Origin of the sequence: Novosphingobium sp. TH158 (genome assembly GCF_002855555.1) — a bacterium.
GTDB lineage: Bacteria > Pseudomonadota > Alphaproteobacteria > Sphingomonadales > Sphingomonadaceae > Novosphingobium.
The window spans coordinates 1,350,194-1,369,524 of record NZ_PKRT01000001.1 but is presented as its reverse complement, the minus strand read 5'-3'; the positions used below and the strand labels follow the sequence as shown (position 1 = coordinate 1,369,524).

At 65.6% G+C, this 19,331-nt stretch carries 19 protein-coding genes and 1 tRNA gene; 12 read left to right on the top strand and 8 right to left on the bottom strand.

Annotated elements, in window-relative coordinates:
• Positions 1–2 precede the first annotated feature (2 nt).
• From C0V78_RS06880 to C0V78_RS06860, 5 genes are all read left to right on the top strand, one after another.
• The gene (locus C0V78_RS06880) at positions 3–812 is read left to right on the top strand and encodes an SDR family NAD(P)-dependent oxidoreductase (protein ID WP_101797041.1); all 810 of its coding nucleotides are present in this window, start codon (positions 3–5) and stop codon (positions 810–812) included.
• Positions 813–881: 69 nt separating this feature from the next.
• The gene (locus tag C0V78_RS06875; protein WP_101797040.1) at positions 882–1,472 is read left to right on the top strand and encodes a TetR/AcrR family transcriptional regulator; all 591 of its coding nucleotides are present in this window, start codon (positions 882–884) and stop codon (positions 1,470–1,472) included.
• Between the two features lie 73 nt (positions 1,473–1,545).
• Positions 1,546–1,887 carry a hypothetical protein gene (locus C0V78_RS06870; protein ID WP_144039847.1) on the top strand — a complete coding sequence of 114 codons (342 nt, stop codon included), beginning with the start codon at positions 1,546–1,548 and terminating at the stop codon, positions 1,885–1,887.
• 119 nt (positions 1,888–2,006) lie between these two features.
• A complete protein-coding gene (locus C0V78_RS06865; RefSeq protein ID WP_101797038.1) occupies positions 2,007–2,768 on the top strand; it encodes an SDR family NAD(P)-dependent oxidoreductase in 762 nt (253 codons plus the stop codon).
• Between the two features lie 173 nt (positions 2,769–2,941).
• Positions 2,942–3,397, top strand: coding sequence for a hypothetical protein (locus tag C0V78_RS06860; protein ID WP_101797037.1), 456 nt, complete (start codon positions 2,942–2,944; stop codon positions 3,395–3,397).
• A gap of 26 nt (positions 3,398–3,423) precedes the next feature.
• Here the strand turns inward: C0V78_RS06860 and C0V78_RS06855 are convergent, their stop codons facing one another.
• Genes C0V78_RS06855 through C0V78_RS06845 form a run of 3 tightly spaced genes read right to left on the bottom strand, consistent with a single transcriptional unit; the run spans position 3,424 to position 5,825 of the window.
• Positions 3,424–3,984, bottom strand: a complete 561-nt coding sequence (locus C0V78_RS06855) for a YqgE/AlgH family protein (RefSeq protein WP_101797036.1) — start codon at positions 3,982–3,984, stop codon at positions 3,424–3,426.
• Between the two features lie 42 nt (positions 3,985–4,026).
• Positions 4,027–5,013 (bottom strand): HupE/UreJ family protein, encoded by a 987-nt coding sequence (locus C0V78_RS06850; RefSeq protein WP_173843358.1) that lies wholly within the window; start codon positions 5,011–5,013, stop codon positions 4,027–4,029.
• Positions 5,010–5,825: a peptidyl-prolyl cis-trans isomerase gene (locus C0V78_RS06845; protein WP_158241490.1), complete on the bottom strand. Its 816-nt coding sequence runs from the start codon at positions 5,823–5,825 to the stop codon at positions 5,010–5,012. Before C0V78_RS06845 ends, C0V78_RS06850 begins: the two co-directional genes overlap by 4 nt.
• A gap of 238 nt (positions 5,826–6,063) precedes the next feature.
• Here C0V78_RS06845 and purU point away from each other — a divergent pair, with 238 nt between their 5' ends.
• A complete protein-coding gene (gene purU / locus C0V78_RS06840; RefSeq protein WP_101797034.1) occupies positions 6,064–6,921 on the top strand; it encodes a formyltetrahydrofolate deformylase in 858 nt (285 codons plus the stop codon).
• 105 nt (positions 6,922–7,026) lie between these two features.
• On the opposite strand, the gene C0V78_RS15255 is transcribed toward purU, so the two are convergent.
• The 3 genes from C0V78_RS15255 to C0V78_RS06825 all read right to left on the bottom strand — a co-directional run bounded on the left by C0V78_RS15255 (position 7,027) and on the right by C0V78_RS06825 (position 12,217).
• Positions 7,027–9,879: a TonB-dependent receptor domain-containing protein gene (locus C0V78_RS15255; protein ID WP_158241489.1), complete on the bottom strand. Its 2,853-nt coding sequence runs from the start codon at positions 9,877–9,879 to the stop codon at positions 7,027–7,029.
• A gap of 162 nt (positions 9,880–10,041) precedes the next feature.
• On the bottom strand, positions 10,042–10,974 hold the full coding sequence (locus tag C0V78_RS06830; protein WP_101797032.1) for an AraC family transcriptional regulator: 933 nt from the start codon (positions 10,972–10,974) through the stop codon (positions 10,042–10,044).
• A complete protein-coding gene (locus C0V78_RS06825) occupies positions 10,967–12,217 on the bottom strand; it encodes an alkyl sulfatase dimerization domain-containing protein (RefSeq protein WP_101797031.1) in 1,251 nt (416 codons plus the stop codon). Before C0V78_RS06825 ends, C0V78_RS06830 begins: the two co-directional genes overlap by 8 nt.
• A gap of 206 nt (positions 12,218–12,423) precedes the next feature.
• On the opposite strand from C0V78_RS06825, the gene C0V78_RS06820 reads away from it, so the two are divergent.
• The 5 genes from C0V78_RS06820 to C0V78_RS06800 all read left to right on the top strand — a co-directional run bounded on the left by C0V78_RS06820 (position 12,424) and on the right by C0V78_RS06800 (position 17,759).
• Entirely contained in the window at positions 12,424–13,566 is a 1,143-nt protein-coding gene (locus C0V78_RS06820) for a sulfotransferase (RefSeq protein ID WP_101797030.1), read from the top strand.
• A complete protein-coding gene (locus tag C0V78_RS06815; protein ID WP_254049846.1) occupies positions 13,563–14,396 on the top strand; it encodes an NAD(P)-dependent oxidoreductase in 834 nt (277 codons plus the stop codon). The genes C0V78_RS06820 and C0V78_RS06815 overlap by 4 nt, the downstream gene beginning before the upstream one ends.
• Before the next feature lie 33 nt (positions 14,397–14,429).
• Positions 14,430–15,389 carry a hypothetical protein gene (locus C0V78_RS06810; RefSeq protein ID WP_101797029.1) on the top strand — a complete coding sequence of 320 codons (960 nt, stop codon included), beginning with the start codon at positions 14,430–14,432 and terminating at the stop codon, positions 15,387–15,389.
• A gap of 39 nt (positions 15,390–15,428) precedes the next feature.
• Positions 15,429–16,025 (top strand): hypothetical protein, encoded by a 597-nt coding sequence (locus tag C0V78_RS06805; RefSeq protein WP_101797028.1) that lies wholly within the window; start codon positions 15,429–15,431, stop codon positions 16,023–16,025.
• Between the two features lie 153 nt (positions 16,026–16,178).
• Positions 16,179–17,759, top strand: coding sequence for a glycosyl hydrolase (locus tag C0V78_RS06800; RefSeq protein ID WP_144039846.1), 1,581 nt, complete (start codon positions 16,179–16,181; stop codon positions 17,757–17,759).
• Positions 17,760–17,881: 122 nt separating this feature from the next.
• On the opposite strand, the gene C0V78_RS14905 is transcribed toward C0V78_RS06800, so the two are convergent.
• A complete protein-coding gene (locus tag C0V78_RS14905) occupies positions 17,882–18,028 on the bottom strand; it encodes a hypothetical protein (protein ID WP_158241488.1) in 147 nt (48 codons plus the stop codon).
• A gap of 102 nt (positions 18,029–18,130) precedes the next feature.
• A tRNA-Ser gene (locus C0V78_RS06795) sits at positions 18,131–18,223 on the bottom strand.
• A 240-nt stretch (positions 18,224–18,463) separates the two neighbouring features.
• Between C0V78_RS06795 and C0V78_RS06790 the strand changes: the two genes are divergently transcribed.
• Complete coding sequence (locus C0V78_RS06790; RefSeq protein ID WP_173843356.1) at positions 18,464–19,246, top strand: DUF1134 domain-containing protein; 783 nt, start codon at positions 18,464–18,466, stop codon at positions 19,244–19,246.
• Positions 19,247–19,331 lie beyond the last annotated feature (85 nt).

Genomic DNA, 19,331 nt, shown 5'->3' with positions numbered 1-19,331 from the left:
ACATGGCAGGACGGCTTGAAGGCAAGGCGTGCATCATCACCGGCGCGGGCTCAGGCATGGGGCGCGCCATGGCGCATCGCTTTGTCCAGGAAGGCGCGCAGGTGCTGCTGGCGGACATTTCCGGCCAGCAGGACGAAGTGGCCAGGGCCGTGGGCAGCGCGGCCACGGCGATTCACTGCGACGTGGCCGACGAGGACCAGGTCCAGGCGATGATCGCCGCAGCCGAGGATCGCTTCGGGCGGATCGACGTGCTGTGCAACAATGCCGGCTTCGGCGGCGGCATGGCTCCGCTGCACAAGCAGAGCGCCGAGCACTGGGACCGCATCCATGCCGTCAACATCCGGGGCGTGTTCCTGGGCATGAAGCACGGCATCACCTCGATGCTCAAGACCGGTGGCGGTGCCATCGTCAACACCGGCTCGGCCTCGGGCGTGATCGGGTGGAAGCACCATTCGGTCTATGGCGCGGCCAAGGCGGGCGTGCACCAGCTGACCAAGATTGCCGCGCTCGATTATTCGGACAAGGGCATCCGCGTGAACGCCATTGCGCCGGGCACGATGTGGACCGGGCTGGTGGCGGGATCGGCGCAGTCCGAAACGCCGCCCGAAGGCTATCCCGTGCTGGCCGGCATTCCGATGAACCGCTGGGGCACGGCGATGGATATCGCCAATGCCGCGCTTTATCTTGCCAGCGACGAAGCGGCCTTCGTGACCGGCGTGATCCTGCCGGTAGATGGCGGATATTGCATCGGATTTTCCGGCATGGGGGCTGAACGTCCGGGGGTTACCACGGCCGATCCGGAAGACCTGTGACCTGCAAAAAGGTTTCAATTTTCGCGCTTCGCGGTTATCGGGCCGGTCCGGATAGGGAGCCCGCCGACGATGCAGAAAACACGGACGGCCACGCGCAAGCGCAACCGCGGTTTTGAAGAGACGCACCAGTCGCTGATCGAAACCGCGGTGCGGTTGCTGTCCGAAAAGGGCGTAGAGGCCCTGTCGGTCTCGGCCCTTGCGCGCGAAGCCGGGCTTAACCGCACCACGGTCTATTACCACTTCCCCAGCCGCGAGGCGATGCTCGTGGCGGTGAAGGAATGGTCGACGCAGCAGATCACGCGGGGGATGGACCTTGATGCGCCGCAGATCGACCGCATGGCGGCGATCAACCACTTCGTCCTGGCCAATCCCGAACTGATCAAGCTGTGGATCGACGATTTCATCGCGCCCGGCGAAATCCGCGAACGCTATCCGCGCTGGGACGAGCTGGTCAGCGGGCTGGAGGCGAGCCTGAAGGCCCGCTACCCGGACGAGGCGGTGGATGCAGAGGTCTATGCCGTGATGATGATGGCTTCGGCGATCATCGGCCCGCGCATCCTGCAGAACTCGGTCGCCCGCGGCGAGGACATCGATCGCATCAGCGAACGCTTTGTTGCCGAACATCGCCGCGTGTTGCGGCGCGACGGGATTATCGGCTAGGTTTTACAACAGGTCTGTTGTAAATTTGCTATGACACCGGTGGGCATGATACTGGATGTCAAAGGAGCCGCCGATGTCGCTTTTGCCTGCCGCTTACGCCGATCTTGAACCCTTCGCCGCGCAATGGTCGCTGCCCACCGCCGCCGAGCGCGCCATGCAGCGTTCCACTTCCACGAAGGAAGAGCGCCAGGCCTTTTACGATGCCATGTGCCCGCGTGCTGCGGCCATGCTCGACGAGCTTGATACCAAGCCGCTGGCCGAGCTCGACGACCAGGAAAAGCGCCTGCTCGACATGCTGCTGGCCTTCAGCCACGTGTCGCTCGCGATCGAGATCCAGGGCGCGGACGAGGAAGAGCATGCCAAGTGGCGCAACCGCATGGTGATCACGCGCGCGCCGGCAGACCTGCCCAACTGATCCCTGTCTTCATCGGGTCCGCAGCGATGGCCTGACGCGCGGCGGCGATCATTGCGCGGCCCTGCTTGCCCCGGCGGCCCGCTCGCGCTTTTCCTTGTTGCAGCAAGGGAGTGCGATGAATGAGCAAGCGTTACGATGGCAAGACAGTGGTGGTTACCGGCGCGGCAGGTGGCCTGGGGCGCGCGCTCGCGCTCGGCTATGCGCGCGAGGGCGGGGAACTGGTGATCCTAGATATCCAGGCCGAAGGGCTTGAGGAAACCGCCGGCATGGTCCGCGCACTGGGGGCCAAGTGCACCACCTTCCAGATCGACCTTTCCAAGGAAGAGCAGATCGAATCGGTCGGCGCGGCGATCCTGGCGCAGTTTCCCAAGATCGACGTGCTCTACAACAATGCCGGCATTGCCTATGGCGAGGTGAACACGCCGATCGACCGCATTCCGCTGGACCGGTTCCAGTTCTTCCTGATGGTCAACACGCTTTCGCCGCTCTACTTCGCCCGCGTGCTGCGCCCGGCGCTGAAGGAAGCCAAGGGCTGCGTCATCAACCAGAGCTCGATGGCCGCCTACCAGCCGGCTGGCGTCTATGGCGTGACCAAGGCCACGCTCAACCAGCTGACCTGGGGCATGGCCCGCATGTTCGGTGCCGATGGTATCCGCGTGGTCGCAGTGGCGCCGGGGCTGATGGAAACCGAGGCGAGCGCAAGTTCGCTCGGGGCCGAAAAGCACGAAGAGATCCGCCGCCTGCAGATGCTCTCCGAAAAGGGAAGCCCGGAAGATATCGTCAACCTGGGCCTGTTCCTCGGTTCGGAGGATGCGCGATTCATCACGGCCGAAGTGATGCATTGCGATGCCGGCCACCCCTTCCGCGCCTGGCGCGATTAAGGCTTGCCGCGGGGCGCGTCCCCTTGCGGGACGCGCTACGCATTGGTCCCTAGGCACCGATCCCTAGGCCATTGCGAATGCGAAACAAACTGGCCGAATCTATGTTTGGCCATGATTGACAGCGATCACGGGGGGGCCATGATCGCCTGCAGACGGCTGAAAGGTCCCCGCTTGTGTACAAAGAGTTAGCTTCGCAGCCCCCCGAGGGCTCATGGTTCGACAGCCTGGGTGAACTGGCGCTGGCCTGTGCCGGTTCCTTCGCCGGGGAAGAGGCGCTGCGGTTGCGCGATGCCTATGTCCTGCTGGGGCGGGCACCGGCCCACGCGCTGCTGGCCGGCACGAAGCTTCCCGATCCGGCGCTGTTCGAAACGCTGGTCCATGCCGGCGCGGGCGAAAGCGCGGCCCTGGCCCTGCTTGGCAGCGATGCGGGCTTCCTGCTCTCGCGCGGGGCGCAGGGGCGCTATCTTGCCTCGGTGATCCTTCCGGGCCGCAATGAGGAGGCAAGCGCCGGGGCGGAAACCGCCGCGCTGGCGATCGTCGGCGCACTGGCGCTGGCCTTGCAGGATCTTGCGCTCAAGCCCGGCGAATGGGGGGAGGCTGCGGACCGCCCGGCGCTGCGCCTCAACTAGGCCCCAGCCGAACCGGGGCAGGGGCCTCAGGCCCGGCCGGTCTGCCCGACCAGCAGGGAGGGGTCTATCCCCTCCGCCCGCCAGGTCGCTTCCCAGCGACCGCGGGCAGGGGTGTGCCACACCACATCGTCATGGCTGTCGGCGGCGTACCAGCCGTGGTGGCGCATCTCGTTATCGAGCTGCCCCGCTGCCCAGCCTGCATAGCCCAGCGCCATCACCCAGCGGCGCGGCCCGCGCCCGTCGGCAATCGCGTGCAGCAGGTCGAGCGAGGCAGAAACGCGGCCCAGCGGCCCGGCATCGAGCGAGGCATCATCGTCCCAGTCCGGCGTGTGCAGCACAAAGCCGCGTTCGGGTTCCACCGGGCCGCCGTTATGCACCGGGGCATCGGGGGCCAGCCCCGGATCGATGTCAAGGTCGGTAAGAATGGCATGCAGGCCAAGGTCCGGGATGACATGGCCGATGCCGATGCCGAATGCGCCTTCCGCATCGTGTCTGGCCAGAGCGATCACCGACCGCTCGAACCGCGGATCACCCATGCCCGGCAAGGCGAGCAGCAATCGGCCGCCCAGGTATTTCGCTTCAGTCATTATCTAAGGTTTACCCGACAAGCCCCAATTTCCAAGGCGCAATCAGATCGCGATCCGATCAATCAGCCACATCGATGACACTGCGCCAATGGCATAGGTTGCGGCCATGACGGCAGGCCGTTGCGCGCGCGGGGCCAGTCGAACGACCAGCGCCAGCGCGGCCATGGTGCCGGCAATGATGACCAGTTGCCCCGCCTCGACGCCCAGGTTGAAGGCCAGCAGCGCCATCGGCACATCGCCGCGCGGCAGGCCGATTTCGCCGAGCGCCCCGGCAAAGCCGAAGCCGTGCAGCAGGCCGAAAGCGAATGCCACCAGCCACGGCAGCCGTTCGGACAGTCGCAGTTCGCCATCCCGCCGCTTGGCAATCTCCTCCGCCAGGAACACGATGGACAGCGCGATGCCCGCTTCCACCGGAGCCTGCGGCAGGCCGATGAAGCCCAGCGTGGCTGCGCCAAGCGTGATCGAATGGGCCAGGGTGAAGGCCGTGGCCGCCTTGAACAGCGTCCAGCCCCGGCGCAGCAGCAGCACCAGCGCGATCACGAACAGCAGGTGATCGTATCCGGACAGGATGTGTTCGATACCGATGACGAGATAGGTCGGGCCCACCTGCCATGTCGATGCCTCGCCGGGAATCGTCGCAACCGGCTCGGCCGCCGTCAGGCGCAGGGCTTCCACCGGCTTGCCCAGAGCGGCGACGCGCACCAGCACATCGGTTTGCGCCGCGTCCAGCCCGCTGAGGCCAATGCGCCCGCCCGCGATGCCGCCCTGGCACTGCACCGGCCAGGCATAGGTGGCGAAGGGCGGTTCTATCCGCGTTTCGCCGATCTCGCCCATCGTGCAGTTCGCGGGCAATCCGGGCCGGGTATCGGGCCTGATCCCGCCGCGCATCGGCGCCTTCCAAACCAGCCTCCACGAGCCGGGGGCCTGCTCGGTGAATTCAAGGTAACCGGGGCGCAGCTCGTCCGCCCGCGCAGGCAGGGCAACAAGGGCCGCAAGCGCGACGCAAAGCAGGGCAAGCCACGCCCTCACGGCTGGTCGATCCGCACCGTATAGTCGCGGCGCAGGGCGGCAAAGGCTTGTTGTTCCAGCTCCTGCGCCCTGGCCGCGCGCCAGTCATTCTCCACCTGCCGGCGCACGTCCGCCAGCGGGGGGAGCCGCCCCGCTGCCATGCCGCGCAGGCGGACAAGGTGGAGCCCGAAGCCCGATTGCACCGGCCCCTGCCATGCGCCGCCCGGCGCTTTCGCCAGCGCCTCGGCGAAGCCTTCGCCGAAATCGGCGGCCACGCGGGCACGCGGCTGGGCTTCGAGCGATGCCGGCAGCGAGATCGCATCGCCCGATCCGCGCCAGTCCGCCCCGCCGTTCAGCCGGGCGAGCACCTGCCGTGCCCGTGCCTCTCCGCCCGTGGCGATATAGACCTGGTCAAAGCTCAGCCGCGCATCGCCGGCATAGCGGGCGGCATTGGCGCGCAGCCAGGCCTCCAGCTCCGCCTCGTCGGGCTGGAGCGCATCGGCCTGCGACTGGGCAAGGAATTCCATCTTCGCGCGCAGGCGGCGGCGGATCACCGTATCGTCGCGATCAAGGCCAAGGCGCAGCGCCTCGCGATAGTAGATCTCCTCGCGGACGTGGTCCTCGATCAACCGGTCCAGTTCGGCCTTGCCTGGCGGACGTTGCCAGGTCTGCTGCCAGTTGGCGGCAAGGCGGGTGACCAGCGCCTTGTCCACGCTGATCGTGCGGCTGGCCGGATCGGCCTCGGTCCCGCGCCAGGCGAACCACGCGAACAGCGCCAGCCCGGCGATCAGGAAATGGACGAGCGGCTCGCGCAGGATGGCCCGCAGGGTCATGCCGCCGCTGCTCCGCCAGACGATTGCCGCTTGCCCATGCCTGCCCTCCCGCTGCCCTGTCGCTTGCGCCCCGGCAGTTTGCACGGCGCGGCGCGGCTGGCAACGCCGCCGGGCGAAATCCGCCGCGGCGGGTTGCAATTCGCCGCATTTGCCCTGATTGCCTCGCAAGCCGGCACGGTGCTGGAAAGCCGGGAAAAGTCCGGTCTCTGTATCGCCGGCGACGAGAGAGAGTGCCCGAATGCCCGATATCTGCACGCTGACCCTTTCCTGCCCCGACCGCGCCGGCATCGTTGCGCGCGTCACCGGCTATCTGGCGCAGGCCGGATGCAACATCATCGAGGCGCAGCAGTTCGACGATCCGGAGGAAAACCGCTTCTTCATGCGGGTAGCCTTCGATCCGGGCGCGGGCGACCGCGAGGAACTGCGCGAGGGGTTCGGCCCAATCGCTCACGAATTCGGCATGGCCTGGTCGCTGCGGCGCAAGAACCGCCCGCGCCGGGTTCTGCTGATGGTCAGCAAGTTCGATCACTGCCTGGCCGACCTGCTCTATCGCCACCGCATCGGCGAGCTTTCTATGGATATTGTCGCCATCGTCAGCAACCACCCGCGCACGGCGCTGAGCGATCATGCCCTGCTGGGCGACATCCCTTTCCACCACCTGCCGGTCAGCCGCGATACCAAGGCGGCGCAGGAAGCGCAGGTTCGCGCGCTGGTGGAAGAAACGCGGGCCGAACTGGTGGTACTGGCGCGCTACATGCAGATCCTTTCGGACGAGATGGCGGCCTTCCTTTCGGGCCGCTGCATCAACATCCACCATTCCTTCCTGCCCGGCTTCAAGGGGGCCAAGCCCTATCACCAGGCCTATGCGCGCGGGGTCAAGATGATCGGCGCGACCGCGCACTACGTGACGGCGGACCTCGATGAAGGGCCGATCATCCACCAGGATGTGGAGCCGGTGTCGCATGCCGACCTGCCCGATGACATGGTCCGCAAGGGCCGCGACATCGAACGCCGCGTGCTGGCAGAGGCCGTGCGCCTGCACCTTGAGGACCGGGTGCTGCTCAACGGCCAGCGCACGGTCGTCTTCCGCAACTGACCTGGCCGGGGCGAGCGCGGCGGCGGGCTTGCCGCCTGAACGCAAAAAGGCGGCCCGGTCGGAGGAAAGTGACCGGGCCGCCCATCCAAGCTGCTGAGGGCAGGCTTAGAACTTCTTCGAAAGCCCGAACTGGACGAGGCGGCCCAGCGTGAAGCCGTTCGCGTAGCCCGGGGTCGAGGTACCGATTGCCTTGTAGAGCGGCGGGTCGGTGTCCAGCAGGTTGTTGACGTTGACCGTGAACTCGAGGTCCTTGAGCAGCCAGCTGTCAGACGGCACCGCATACTTCAGGAACAGGTTCACCGTGTTGTAGGCGCTCACCCGGTCCTGCAGGATGCCGCTGGAGGTCGCGACACCGGTTGCAGACGGATTGCAGGCGGGAGTGGTGGTCGTGTCGCAGCGCAGGACCTTGTACCCGCTCGTGTGGTTGAGCGTTACCTGGGCACGCAGGGCACCCACGGTTGCCCCCGCACTTGCCTGCAGCGTCAGCCTCGGGCTGGCATTGCCGACGATGCGAAGGCCGCTCGGCAGCACCAGGTTCGTGGTCTCAAGCTGATTGACCACCGGCGAACCGGCGCCCGTCTGGGTCTTGCGGCTGAGCTGGTAGTTGCCCGAAACCGCGAAATCCAGTCCGCCGAAGCCGGTCGGCATACGGTAGGAGGTCGCGAAGTCGAGGCCCTGCACGTTCACGCTGCCGTAGTTGCCCTGGCGGAAATCGACCAGTTCGTAGACGTTCGGACAGGCGGCAGTGTTGGTGCAGCCGGTCGTCACCGAAGCGAGGATCGCCGAGGCATTGGGTGCGCCCGACGAATTCAGGAAGTTCTGGATCGTCGAGAGCGGCAGGCCGCCCGGCGCGGAGGTGACGTTGTTCGGGAAGTTCGCGAAGATGCCGGAATTCGGGGTCGGAATGCCGATCACGTCCTTGAACTTGACGTTGTAGTAGTTGACGCTGGCGTGGAAGCCGGAAAGGAACGGCGGGTCGAGATCGACGCCGAGCGACCAGGACTTCGCCGTCTGAGGGACGAGGCCCGGGTTGGACCCCTGCAATGACACGACGCCCACCGCGGTCGGGGTGTCGCCCGGCTTCACGAAGGCATTGATGGCATTGTATTGCGCCGTGTTGCGCAGCGCGCCGAGCTGGTCGTTCGGCGAAGGCGCGTTGAACGAGGTGTTGTAGTTGCCGCGCAGGCCCAGCCACTCGACCGGCTTGAACGTCACGCCGATCTTGGGGTTCGTGGTGCTGCCGAAGTCGCTGTAATGGTCGTAACGGACCGAACCGGCGAGGGTCAGCGAATGGATGAACCCGCCCTGGTTGTCAGGGCCGACGATCGGAACCTGCACTTCGCCGAAGGCCGAATCCACGCTGCGGACGTAGGGGGTGAAGGCAACCGCGTTGATCGAACCGATCGACGTGTTCGCGGGCGCGGTGCGCTGGCGGAACGCGTCGTGGATGTGTTCGTAACCGGCGGCCAGCTTCACCTCACCACCCGGCAGGGTGAAGAGGGTGCCGTCGATGATCGCGCGCAGGTCGAGCAGGCTTTCCTTGCTCTGTCCGGCGTTTTCGGTGTCGATCAGCGCCCGGATGTTCGCAGCGTCGTTGGCGCCTGTGCCCGGGTTGTAGAAGTTGATCGCCGTGGCCGCCGTGGTGCCCTTGCCGAAGCTGTTGAGCAGCGTCGTGTTCAGGCCCTGGATGTGGAAGTCGCTGCGGCTCTCGCTGTAGTTGAAGAGGGTGCGCAGCTGCCAGGAATCGGAAAGCTTGGCGGTGAATTCGGCGCTCGTGCCCCATTCCTCGAACTTGGTGCCGGACTGCATCACGCTTGTCCCGAGCGCATTGTTCAGGTTGAAGAACACGGTCTGCGTGGCAGTTGCGCTCTGGCCGGGCACCTGGGTGTAATAGAACTGGCGCGGGTTGGATGCGCTCGAACCGCCGGTCACGCTGACCGAGCCGGCCGCATCGGCGCGGCCCTGCGTGGCGCGCTGGCCGTAGAAGCTGCGAAGATCGACGGTCAGGCCGGGCGAAAGCTCCTGATGGAGGCCGACAAGCGCGCCGTGGCGGGTCGAAGCGGGAACCACGGTGTTGTTGCCATAGTCGCAGGCATTGGGCGTGGTCGAGGTCAGGTTCGGCAGGGCATACTGGTTAGTGACGCCGCCAGCCGCGATCTGGACGTTGCCCGGCGTGCACGAACGGCCGCGCGGGGTGAGGCTGGCCGAGAACCAGTCCACATCGCGGATGAAGCCGAGATCGTGCGCGAACAGCGAATCGTTGTGCTGGTAGTTGTAGGCCGCGAAGATCGAGCCCGAACCCCAGTCCTTGCCGACGATCGCGCCGGCCTGGACCTGGTAGTAATTGTCGGCAAAGCCATAGGTCGAGGTCACCTTCAGACCATCGAAGCGCTTGCGGGTGATGAAGTTGATCACGCCGCCGACCGCGTCGGAACCGTAAGTCGACGATCCGCCGTCAGTCACAACCTCGACGCGCTCGATCGCGATCGGGGGGATGATGTCGGGATCGACCGCGTTCTGGGTGACGCCAACCGCGCTGATCCGGTGGCCGTCGAACAGAACGAGCGTGGATGCGGACGACCCGGTTTCGGACGCGAGGTTGCGCAGGTTGGGACGCACCACCTGAATGTTGTTAACCGCCACGCCCAGGCGCGCGGTCGGCACGTTGTTGAACAGGTTGGTGACCTGCGGCAGGGTGGCGAGCAGTTCGTTGGCGGTCGTCGAACCGGTCTGCGCGATCTTGTCCTGACCGACGCTGATGAGGTTCGAGCCGACCGGCGGAGCACCGCGAACCAGCGTACCGGTGACGACGATTTCGCTGTCTGCACCGGCGTCCTCTTCGCTCGCGGTATCGTCAGGCGCTGTGGTCTGGGCAAGCGCGGCGGCGGGCAGCATCGCCATCGTCGCGACGCTGGCGAGGATTGCGCGACGGACTGCAAGGTTGCGGATTCTGGTCATTCGTCCCTCCCTGGGTTTTTGCATGGCGTTTCGCTGCCGGCGGTAGCCGCCGGGCGAAGGGCGCCTAAATGGAGTGGTCAGACCGATCTTTGCCAGCGTTTCGCGACCAACGGAGGCCCGCCCGGCGGGTTCAAAAACCGCTTTTGCGTCCGTTCAGGAAAATCATGACGCCTTTGCGGAATTGGGCTTCGTTTTTGCACCCGATCCTGCCGATGTCTGCCTGCGGAACTGATCGGGGGTCGTGCCGGTCGCGCGCCGGAACGCGGTGGTGAAGGTTGACTGCGAGGCAAAGCCCAGCTCGGCCGCGATCGCATCGAGGCTCTCGTCGCTGTAAAGCCGGCGCTTGGCCTTCTCGATCCGGCGCTGGGCGAGATGGTCGCTGACCGACGACCCCTTGCTGATCCTGAAGGCGCGGCTCAACTGGCGCGGGGAAAGCCGGCAGATCCCGGCCAGCTCGGTGACGGTCGGGAACGGCTGGTGGGGATCGGCGATGCGCTCGTCGATCCGCCGCAGCCGCCAGCTGGCGAGACCGCCGCGCTCATCGGGGGCATTGGCATTCGCCAGGTAGCGGGCAAGTTCGATGGCGATCTGCTGCACGATCGCACGGCACAGTTCCTCTGACCCGGCCCCGGGATCGCGCAGCTCGTGATTCAGCCTGAGCATCAGGGGGCGGATCGTGTCGCTGGCGATATCCAGCGTCGCCTCCAGCCGCCGGTCGGTCCATTCGAACGGTTCGGGCAGCCAGCGGTCGACCAGGTCTGCCTGCATCTGGCAGATGATCGACACGTGCCGTCCGCCGCCGGCGCTGATCAGCTCAAGGCTCTTGCGGGGAGGAAAGGCAATCAGCGAGCCCAGTTCGGCGGAGCGATTGCGCCCCCATTCGGCAACGAAACTGGCCGTGGCATTGGGTCGCCGCGGGGTGAGACACAGGTCGATCCAGTAAACCCTGTCGCGCCGGAAGCTGTTGACCTCGCGCTTTTCGTGAAACAGGTCGGCAACAAAGATGTGGGCGCCGGCAACGTCCATCTGCGCCAGGACATCAAGGCTTCGCCCGCGCCTGTGCATCCCTGCGTTGCTGACGACCGGATCAGGCATCAGCCAGGCCCAGATCCCGGATCTGCGCGGCAATCCAGCGCCGTTCCCACAGGTTGCGACCGCCGGTCTGGTGATCGAGCAGGATCAGCGCATCGCGCTTGGCCTGCTTTGCCGGCAGGCAGTCGGGCTCTGCCGCCAGCGCCATGTCGACAAGGTGCAGCGCCTCGAGCGGCTGTCCGGTCTTGAGGAAGGCCTGCGCCCTTTCGGCCAGCCGAGCAGCCCCGCCGGCCAGCTCCGCCAGCGCCGGCCCGATGCTTTCCGGCGGCACGTCGTAAAGCTCGGTGGTGCCGCGCGCCGGATCGAACCAGCCGGTGTATTCGTGCCAGATGGCCCGCACGTTCCACGAAAGCTTGCCATATTCCTCGGTAAGCGTGAGTTCCGGGGGCGTCCTGATCTCGCGCATCAGGGATCGCAGGTCCTTGCCCTGGTTCATGCCCTCAAGCGTGCGGTCGTGAACCCATTGCACGGCATCGGCGATCCGGCCGACCTCCTTGCGGATATGCTCTTCACCGCGAATGTCCTCATGCCCGGTCAGGATCTGCACGGGCCGCAGGTCGCGCAGCTTGCGGATCGAGGCGACGAACTCCATCGCCGAACGCGGCTTGTCGCCGCGCAGCGTGTTGAGATTGGGATGGTTGGCGAACAGCGGGCCGAACAGGTTGCCGACAATCGCGACGCGTTCCTGCGGTAGCCAGACGATCACGGCCGAACGGGTTTCACCACCCGGGGTCCAGATGACCTCGAACCTGCGCCCGCCAAGGGTGAACTGCGTGCCCTCGTCGCCCAGCAGGACATCGGGCGAGACTTCCGCGGTGGGCACCATGTCTTCGGTGCGCCCGGTGATCCCGCCGAATATCCTGCGCGATCCCCGGCGGTAGTGTTCCGACAGCGCCTCGTTCCAGCGCCGCTCCTCCGGGTAGAGGCGGTGCGCGAGCACCTCGTTGCTGCTCGTCTTGAATATCTCCAGCCCGCCATACTGGTTGGCGTGGCTCTGGGTCAGCACGATCTTGCGGATCGGCTGTGATGATACCTTGGCAAACAGGCCCCGGCTGCGGCGGGCATCGGCCAGCGTGCCGGCATTGACCAGTACATCGCCATCGCCGGTCGTCACGAGATAGCTGTTGCCCACGCCCCGGCTTTCCCAGATGCCGTTGCCGCGATCGATCGCTTCCGACTGCCCTTCGCCCGAGCGGATCATCTGGGCGGCGCGCAGGTTCTGGTCTGGCGAATTTGGCTGGTTCACGGGTCGGCGCACTCCTGTTGGCTGCTCGCGAATAGAAGGATGCCCGGCGCGGCGAGGCAATACGGCTGCGGCGTGCCGACCGGCCTGACCGATTGATTGCGTCCTATAGCGCAAATTCCGGCGTGCAAGGCAAATAGAACAATCTTGTCCGCGTTTGTGACCGATGGTTTCTGGACCGTGCAACGCAATTACCGGGCGGTACCCCAATGACACTGACAATGCAGGCCATCATCGACGGAGCCATCGAAAAGACCGGCGGCCTTGGCCTGCCCGACTGCGATTCCTGGAAGGAAGGGCTCGAAATCCTTCTCAAGGACCATGCCCGCGAACAGCGCCTTACCGAACGCGGCTGGGCATCGGTCCGCAACCGCTATGTCGATTGCCTGGCCGCCCGCATGCAGGTGGATGACTGGCACCGCCGCAATCCCGCGCTGGCGCAGCAGCCGGTGGAGCGGCCGGTGTTCATCCTTGGCCTGCCGCGCACCGGCACGACCATGCTCAGCTACATGCTCGAAGCAGACCCGGCGAACCGCTCGATGCTGCGCTGGGAAGCCTACAACGTGGCCCCGCCTGCCGCACCTGGCGCATTGCGCAGCGATCCGCGCTGCCTTGCCGAAGTGGCGAAGGATGAAATGATCCTGAAGCACGCGGGCAAGGTTGCGGCCGCCCACTTCGAGCCCGGCGACAGCCCCACCGAATGCGTGCACCTGGTGGCGCAGGATTTCCGTTCGCTGATGCTGGCGGTGACGACAACGACGCCCGTCTACCATGACTGGATCCTGTTCACCGACATGGAGAGCGCCTTTGCCCATCGCAAGCGCGCGCTGCAGGTGCTGCAATCGACCAATCCCGGACGATGGGTGCTGAAGATGCCGTCCGATGCCCTGTTCATCCGGCAGATCTACAAGACCTTCCCCGATGCGAAGGTGATCTGGACGCATCGCGATCCCTACAAGGCCTTCGCTTCGTCCTTCGCCATGCGGGCCGGTAGCCGCCCGTTCAGCGAGGCTGACGAGAACCGCGACTACATGAAGCACCATTTCCCGCTTCAGCTGGCGCTGCACGCTTCGCGCCCGCTCGAATTCGCGCGGGAGAATCCCGGCCTGATCTACGATCTCTACTACCGCGACCTGGTGAGCGACCCGATCGCCACGGTCCGCAAGATCTATGCCTGGCTGGGTGACGATTGGACCCCCGAAGCAGAGGCGGCCATGCGCGGCTGGCTTGCGGCAAATCCCCAGAACAAGCACGGCAAGCACAGCTATTCGCTGGAGGAATGGGGCTGGTCGAAGGAGGACATCGCCCCCTATTTCGCCGACTACCTGCGCGCGCACCCGGTGGCGGAATGAGCGGGGGCAGCGCGATGACCGGCCCGACCTGCGGTTTCATCGGCATCGGCGATCAGGGCGCACCGATTGCCCGCCGGATGATCGACGCCGGGTTCGAAACCTGGCTGTGGGCGAGGCGCGAAGCCTCGTTCGAACCCTTCCGCGACAGTGCGGCACGCTATGCCGCCACGGTCGAAGAGCTTGGCGCGAAGTGCGACCATGTCGGCATCTGCGTCGTCAACGACAACGATGTGCGGGAGGTCTGCGGCAAGCTGTTCCCGGCCATGCGCGCAGGATCGCGCGTGGCCATCCATTCGACGATCCACCCCGACAATTGTCGTGCCCTTGCCGATCAGGCGCGCGAACATGGCCTGGTCCTTATCGATGCCCCGGTAAGCGGCGGCTCGCCGGCTGCGAAGGCCGGGGCGCTTACGCTGATGCTGGGCGGCGATGCAGAGGCGATCACGCTGGCCATGCCGGTGTTCGAAAGCTTCGGAAAGCACATCGTGCACCTTGGCGATGTAGGCGCCGGGCAAGAGGTGAAGCTGATCAACAACGCGCTGCTGGTCGCCAACATCGGGCTGGCGCACCAGGCGCTGGAAGCCGGGGACCGGCTGGGCGTCGATCGGGGCAAGCTGGTCGAACTGCTGCAATCCAGCAGCGGCCGCAGCTTCGGGCTGGAAGTCCGCGGCCGGATGCAAAGCCCCGCCGGATTCCGTCATGGCGGCGCGCTGCTGCGCAAGGACATCAACCTGCTGCTCGAATTGATCCCGGAAGAAGGCGGCCCGGGTGCGAGCCTCGCCATTGCTGCAAAGCCGTTCCTCGACGCGGCCGCGGAGCCGGACGGGTAAGGCGCGCGTTATAGCGAAAACAAAGGGAGCTGGATGACCATGGGCAAATACCGCGCTTCGATCGCAAGCATGATCGCCCTTGCCGCGATGGCGGGCACGGCCTCAGCGGCCGGTGAGAAGTCCGCGCCGCGCCGGGATCTTGTTCCCGGCCAGATGCCCCGCACCGGCAAGGTCGATGCCCGCTTCCAGTCGTTCAACGTCGAATCGGTGGAAGTCACCGGAGGCAACTTCTGGGCGCCCTATCCCAAGCCGGGGCAGGCGCCTGCCAAGCCCGTGGCGGGTCCGCACGGGACCGAATTCGCCACCAATGCCTACGAAAAGCGCGACCCCATCGATCTTACCGGCAATCGCCGGCTGCGCGTGCTCGCCCGCGCGCTTGCCCCCTCCTACATGCGGATCAGCGGCAGCTGGGCCAACAGCATCTATTTCCAGGATGACGACAAGCCGGCCGGCGCGCCTCCGGCTGGCTACCAGGGCGTGATGACCCGCGCGCAATGGGCCGGGGTCATCCGGTTCGGCAAGGCGGTGGACGCCAGGATCCTGACCTCGTTCCCGGTCAGTGCCGGCGCGCGTAATCCGGCGGACGGCGCCTGGAGCCCTGACGGCGCCCGGCGGTTGTTCAATTATACCCGCCGGCTGGGTGGCCGCATCCACGCGGTGGAGCTGATGAACGAGCCCAACGTCAGCCGCACGGCCTATGCCCCCGATGCCTATGCCCGCGATAATGCCACGCTGCGCCGCCTGATCGACGAGGTTTCGCCCGGCACCCTGCTGGTCGGCCCAAGCTCCACGGGGGAGGCCGGCTTCAAGCTGTTTGCCACCCCTTCGCAGCAGGCAAGTTCGTATCGCCTGCTCAGTGGCAGCGGCGGGCCGCGCTTCGACGTGTTCTCCCACCATTTCTACGGAGCCGTATCGCAGCGGTGCAAATCGCTGGGCGAACGCAACGGCACCGAAGTGACCACCCGGCGAGATGAGGCTCTGTCACCAGGCTGACTGGCGCGGGCCGATCAGGCACAGGGATACTACCGCAAGGTGCGCGACCGTTTCGCCCCGGGCGCGCCGATCTGGATCACGGAAATGGCCCAGACCGCCTGCGGGGGCGATCCCTGGGCCGCCACCTTCCTCGACACCTTCCGCTATGTCGACCAGCTTGGCCGGCTGGCGCGGCAGGACGTATCGATCGTCTTCCACAACACGCTTGCCGCCAGCGACTATGCCCTGATCGACGACCGGACCTGGCAGCCCCGGCCGAACTACTGGGCCGCCCTGCTGTGGCGCCGCCTGATGGGTGAAGTTGTGCTCGACGCCGGCGAGCAGAAGGGCGACCTGCACGTCTATGCCCATTGCCAGAAGGGCAAGCGTGGCGGCGTGACGCTCGTGGCGGTGAACCTGTCCACCACTGCGGCGGCGTACCTTCACCTCCACCGGCCCTCGCAGCGCTATACCCTGACCGCACCCGAACTCGAAAGCACGAGCGTCCGGCTCAATGGCCGTGCGCTCGCGCTGAGTGCGAACGACCGGCTACCCGCCCTGCGCGGCCAGTCAGTCAAGCCCGGAAACATCGCGCTGCCGCCCGCGAGCATCACTTACCTCGCCGTGCCCGGCGCCGCCAATCCTGCCTGCCGATAAGAAAGGATAACGCCGTGTCCCACGCCCTTTCCCGACTCCGCTCCAGCCTGTCCGCCATCGCGCTTGGTAAAATCGGCTGCCCTGCCCTGCGGAAAGACTACCATTCCTGATCTTCGGATCACAACCACGTGTGCATTTGGAGAGGATTGCGAAATGAAAACCTCAAATTTCCCCCGCGCGTTGACGCTCGCCGCCACGCTGGCATTGTCCGGCATCCCGGCCCAGGCCCAGCCGGTCGACGAAACCGGCGGCGGCGAACAAGCCCGGCCCGAGCCGACCGGCCCGGTGAAAAGCCGCAACGCCAGCGTGAAGGTCGAGTTTGCGAATTCGCGCGGGACTTTGCACAGGACCGAGCGCTACAATAACCTGACCCGCGCTTTCCGTTATGTCGACCAGCGCGATGCCGATGTCGCATTCTACAACGCTCAGGGCCTGCACGGCGCGATCTACCGGGTCTGGATCATCGTCGACGACATCTACGACTTCGAAAAGGACAGCTACAATTATGCCGGGATCGACGACTACCTCGCCGATGTCAGCCGGATGTCCGATGAACTGCTGGTTGTGCTGGATACGCGGGCGTCGATGGGCCGGTTCGGCCGTACGCCGGAACAGATCCGCGCGCCGGTCAAGAAAATCCTGCGCTACATCAAGGAGCGGCACCCTCAGATCCGCTATATTGAGCCTTTCAACGAGCCCGATCACAACCTGCGCCAGTACCTGACACCCGAACGGCTGTATGATTACTATCGGGTCTACTACCAGGCGCTGAATGAAGTGAACCGCGAGCTTTCACCCGCCAAGCCGCTGCTTATCGGCGGGCCGGTGACAGGGTCCTGCGGCAGCCCCTGGGCACCTCCGGGGCCCAACAACGTCGGCTGGATTCCCAGGTTTCTCGACGCCTATGCGGCGGATACCGACCCGGGCAAGCGGCTCGATTTCCTGTCCTACCACGCCTATGGTTTCTTCAAGAACCAGAAGACCTGTTCGGACTATCAGCCGATCCGCAACGATCCCAGCGTTCTGGCTCGCCAGCGCGCCCGCACCGACGAGGAATTGCGCAAGCGTGGGCTGGATGTGAACATCCCCAGCTTCATCACGGAAACCGGAGGATATCCGGGACCGTCCTATGACAACAAGGAGGACGCCCGGCCCGATTACCTGCGCCAGGCCGCGACCATGGCCTCCTACATGTACTGGTATCTGGAAAGCCCCAAGGACGTGCCATTCAACTGGGTGCTTCGCCATGCCACGGAGGAGCGCAAGGACCAGCTGATCACGCGCGGCGGAGCCGATCGCAAGACCATGCTGACCCAGACCTTCACTCCTTATGGCAACCAGATGCTGATGTTCTCGAAACTGAAGACGGAACGTGTCGCAGCGGTGTCTTCGGCACTTCGGGAGGGCAAGGGAGTCTATGCGCTGGCGACGAAAGACGGCACCGGCGCGGCCGTGCTCGTGTGGAACTACCAGCAGACAGGGCACCAGCCCTTCCGTGTGACCATCGACATGGGCCGTCTGCCGCCGGAACTTCGCGGAAAACCTCTGCGTCAGCGGATGTACCGGATCGATGACAAGGTCAGCAATTACTGGGCCAACCCAGCCACGGCCAACCTGCAAATGGTAAGTGAACGCCGGATCGGAGTGCGCTCGCGGCACCAGGTCGGCTTTGAACTGACGCCCAACGCCCTGCAGCTGGTAATTCTGGAGCCGGAGGCGAAAAATAACAGGTAAAGCGGCCCATCCCCGACCACCGCTAGTACCGTTAAGCGGCGCAGGCGGTTTGCGCCGGTGAGGTGGACAGACCCGGCGGTTCGGGCCTGCCCTGTCGGGAGAGTCTCGGCGGACGGTCCCGGTCAGCCGATGCCCAGTTCGTCCAGCAGGGCGGATGCCGCTGCTATGCCCGCGCGCAGCTCCGCCTCGTCGGTTTCGGCTGAGAAATCTGCGGGGACGACTACAAGATCGAAGACGCCCGCGTACCCGGCATCAAGCACGTCCTGCATGAAGCGGCGGACCGGCAGTTCGCCCTTGCCGATATGGGCCCGTCCACCCGGACATGCGGACCAGCTTCCGTATCTCGGGTTTATCAGGAAGATCGGGCACGCTGGCGGAGACGGAGGGATTCGAACCCTCGGTACCGGATTTACCAGTACGACGGTTTAGCAAACCGTTGGTTTCAGCCACTCACCCACGTCTCCGGATCGCAGCGGCGAAGCGCGGCCTATAGCGAGGGGGTTGGGGAGCGGCAAGATCGAAAAGTGGCAGGCGGGAATAGTTTTCTTGGGCTGGGGTGCGGACGTTCCGCCGGGGGGACTCGTTCCATCGCAAAACCGACTCGGCTCATCGCCGGTTCATTGCCGCGTGGGCAGGCATCGATTCTGATCGATACGGGTAAGTGCGCCGGTGCATGCCGGTCGCGGCAGATGTGGGAAAGTTCGATGACCAGAAGTTTGCGTGGGATTTGCGGCAAGGTTTTCAGTGCCGTGGCAGGCGCCGTGCTGCTCGCTTCGGCGGGGAGCGCTGCGGCGCAGGTGAAGCCGGTCGATCCCGACAAGGCGATCGACGGTGACTTGGTGCCGCTTTCGCAGCAGACCGTGACACCGGCGCCAGCCCCCGCCCAGCCGGCCGGCCCGACCATTGCCGCCGCCCCCGTGGCGCAGCAGGACCCGACCGCCGCACCCGGCTATGCCAGTGCAGAGGCCGCCGCAGCGAACGCGCAAGGGCCCGCGCCCAAGTCCGGCACCTATCAGGAAAACGACCTTATCGGCGCGGCCGAGGGCGTGTTCGGCAAGGGGGCCAAGGGCCTCGCCGACGTGATCAAGGGCATCCTGAAGAAGCAGGGCGAACCCAATGCCTATATCGTCGGGCGCGAGGGTGGCGGCGCGCTGATCGTCGGCCTGCGCTATGGCTCGGGCACGCTGTATCACAAGGTGGAAGGGCAGAAGCCGGTGTACTGGACCGGGCCTTCGATCGGGCTCGATGCAGGGGCCAATGCCGGCAATACCTTCGTGCTGGTCTATAACCTCTACAACACCGACGATCTCTATCACCGCTTCGGCCAGGGCGAGGGGCAGGCCTATCTGCTCGGCGGGTTCCACGTCAGCTACCTGCGCAAGAACGATGTCGTGCTGATCCCGGTTCGCACCGGCGTGGGGCTGCGGCTGGGGATCAATGCCGGCTACATGAAGATGTCCAAGAAGGCGAAGTGGCTGCCCTTCTGAGGCGTCGCCCAAGCGATAAGCGGGGCCGGCACCCGACTGGGTGCTGGACTTCGTGCGCGGCTTTGCGCAAGCGCTTCAACATCTG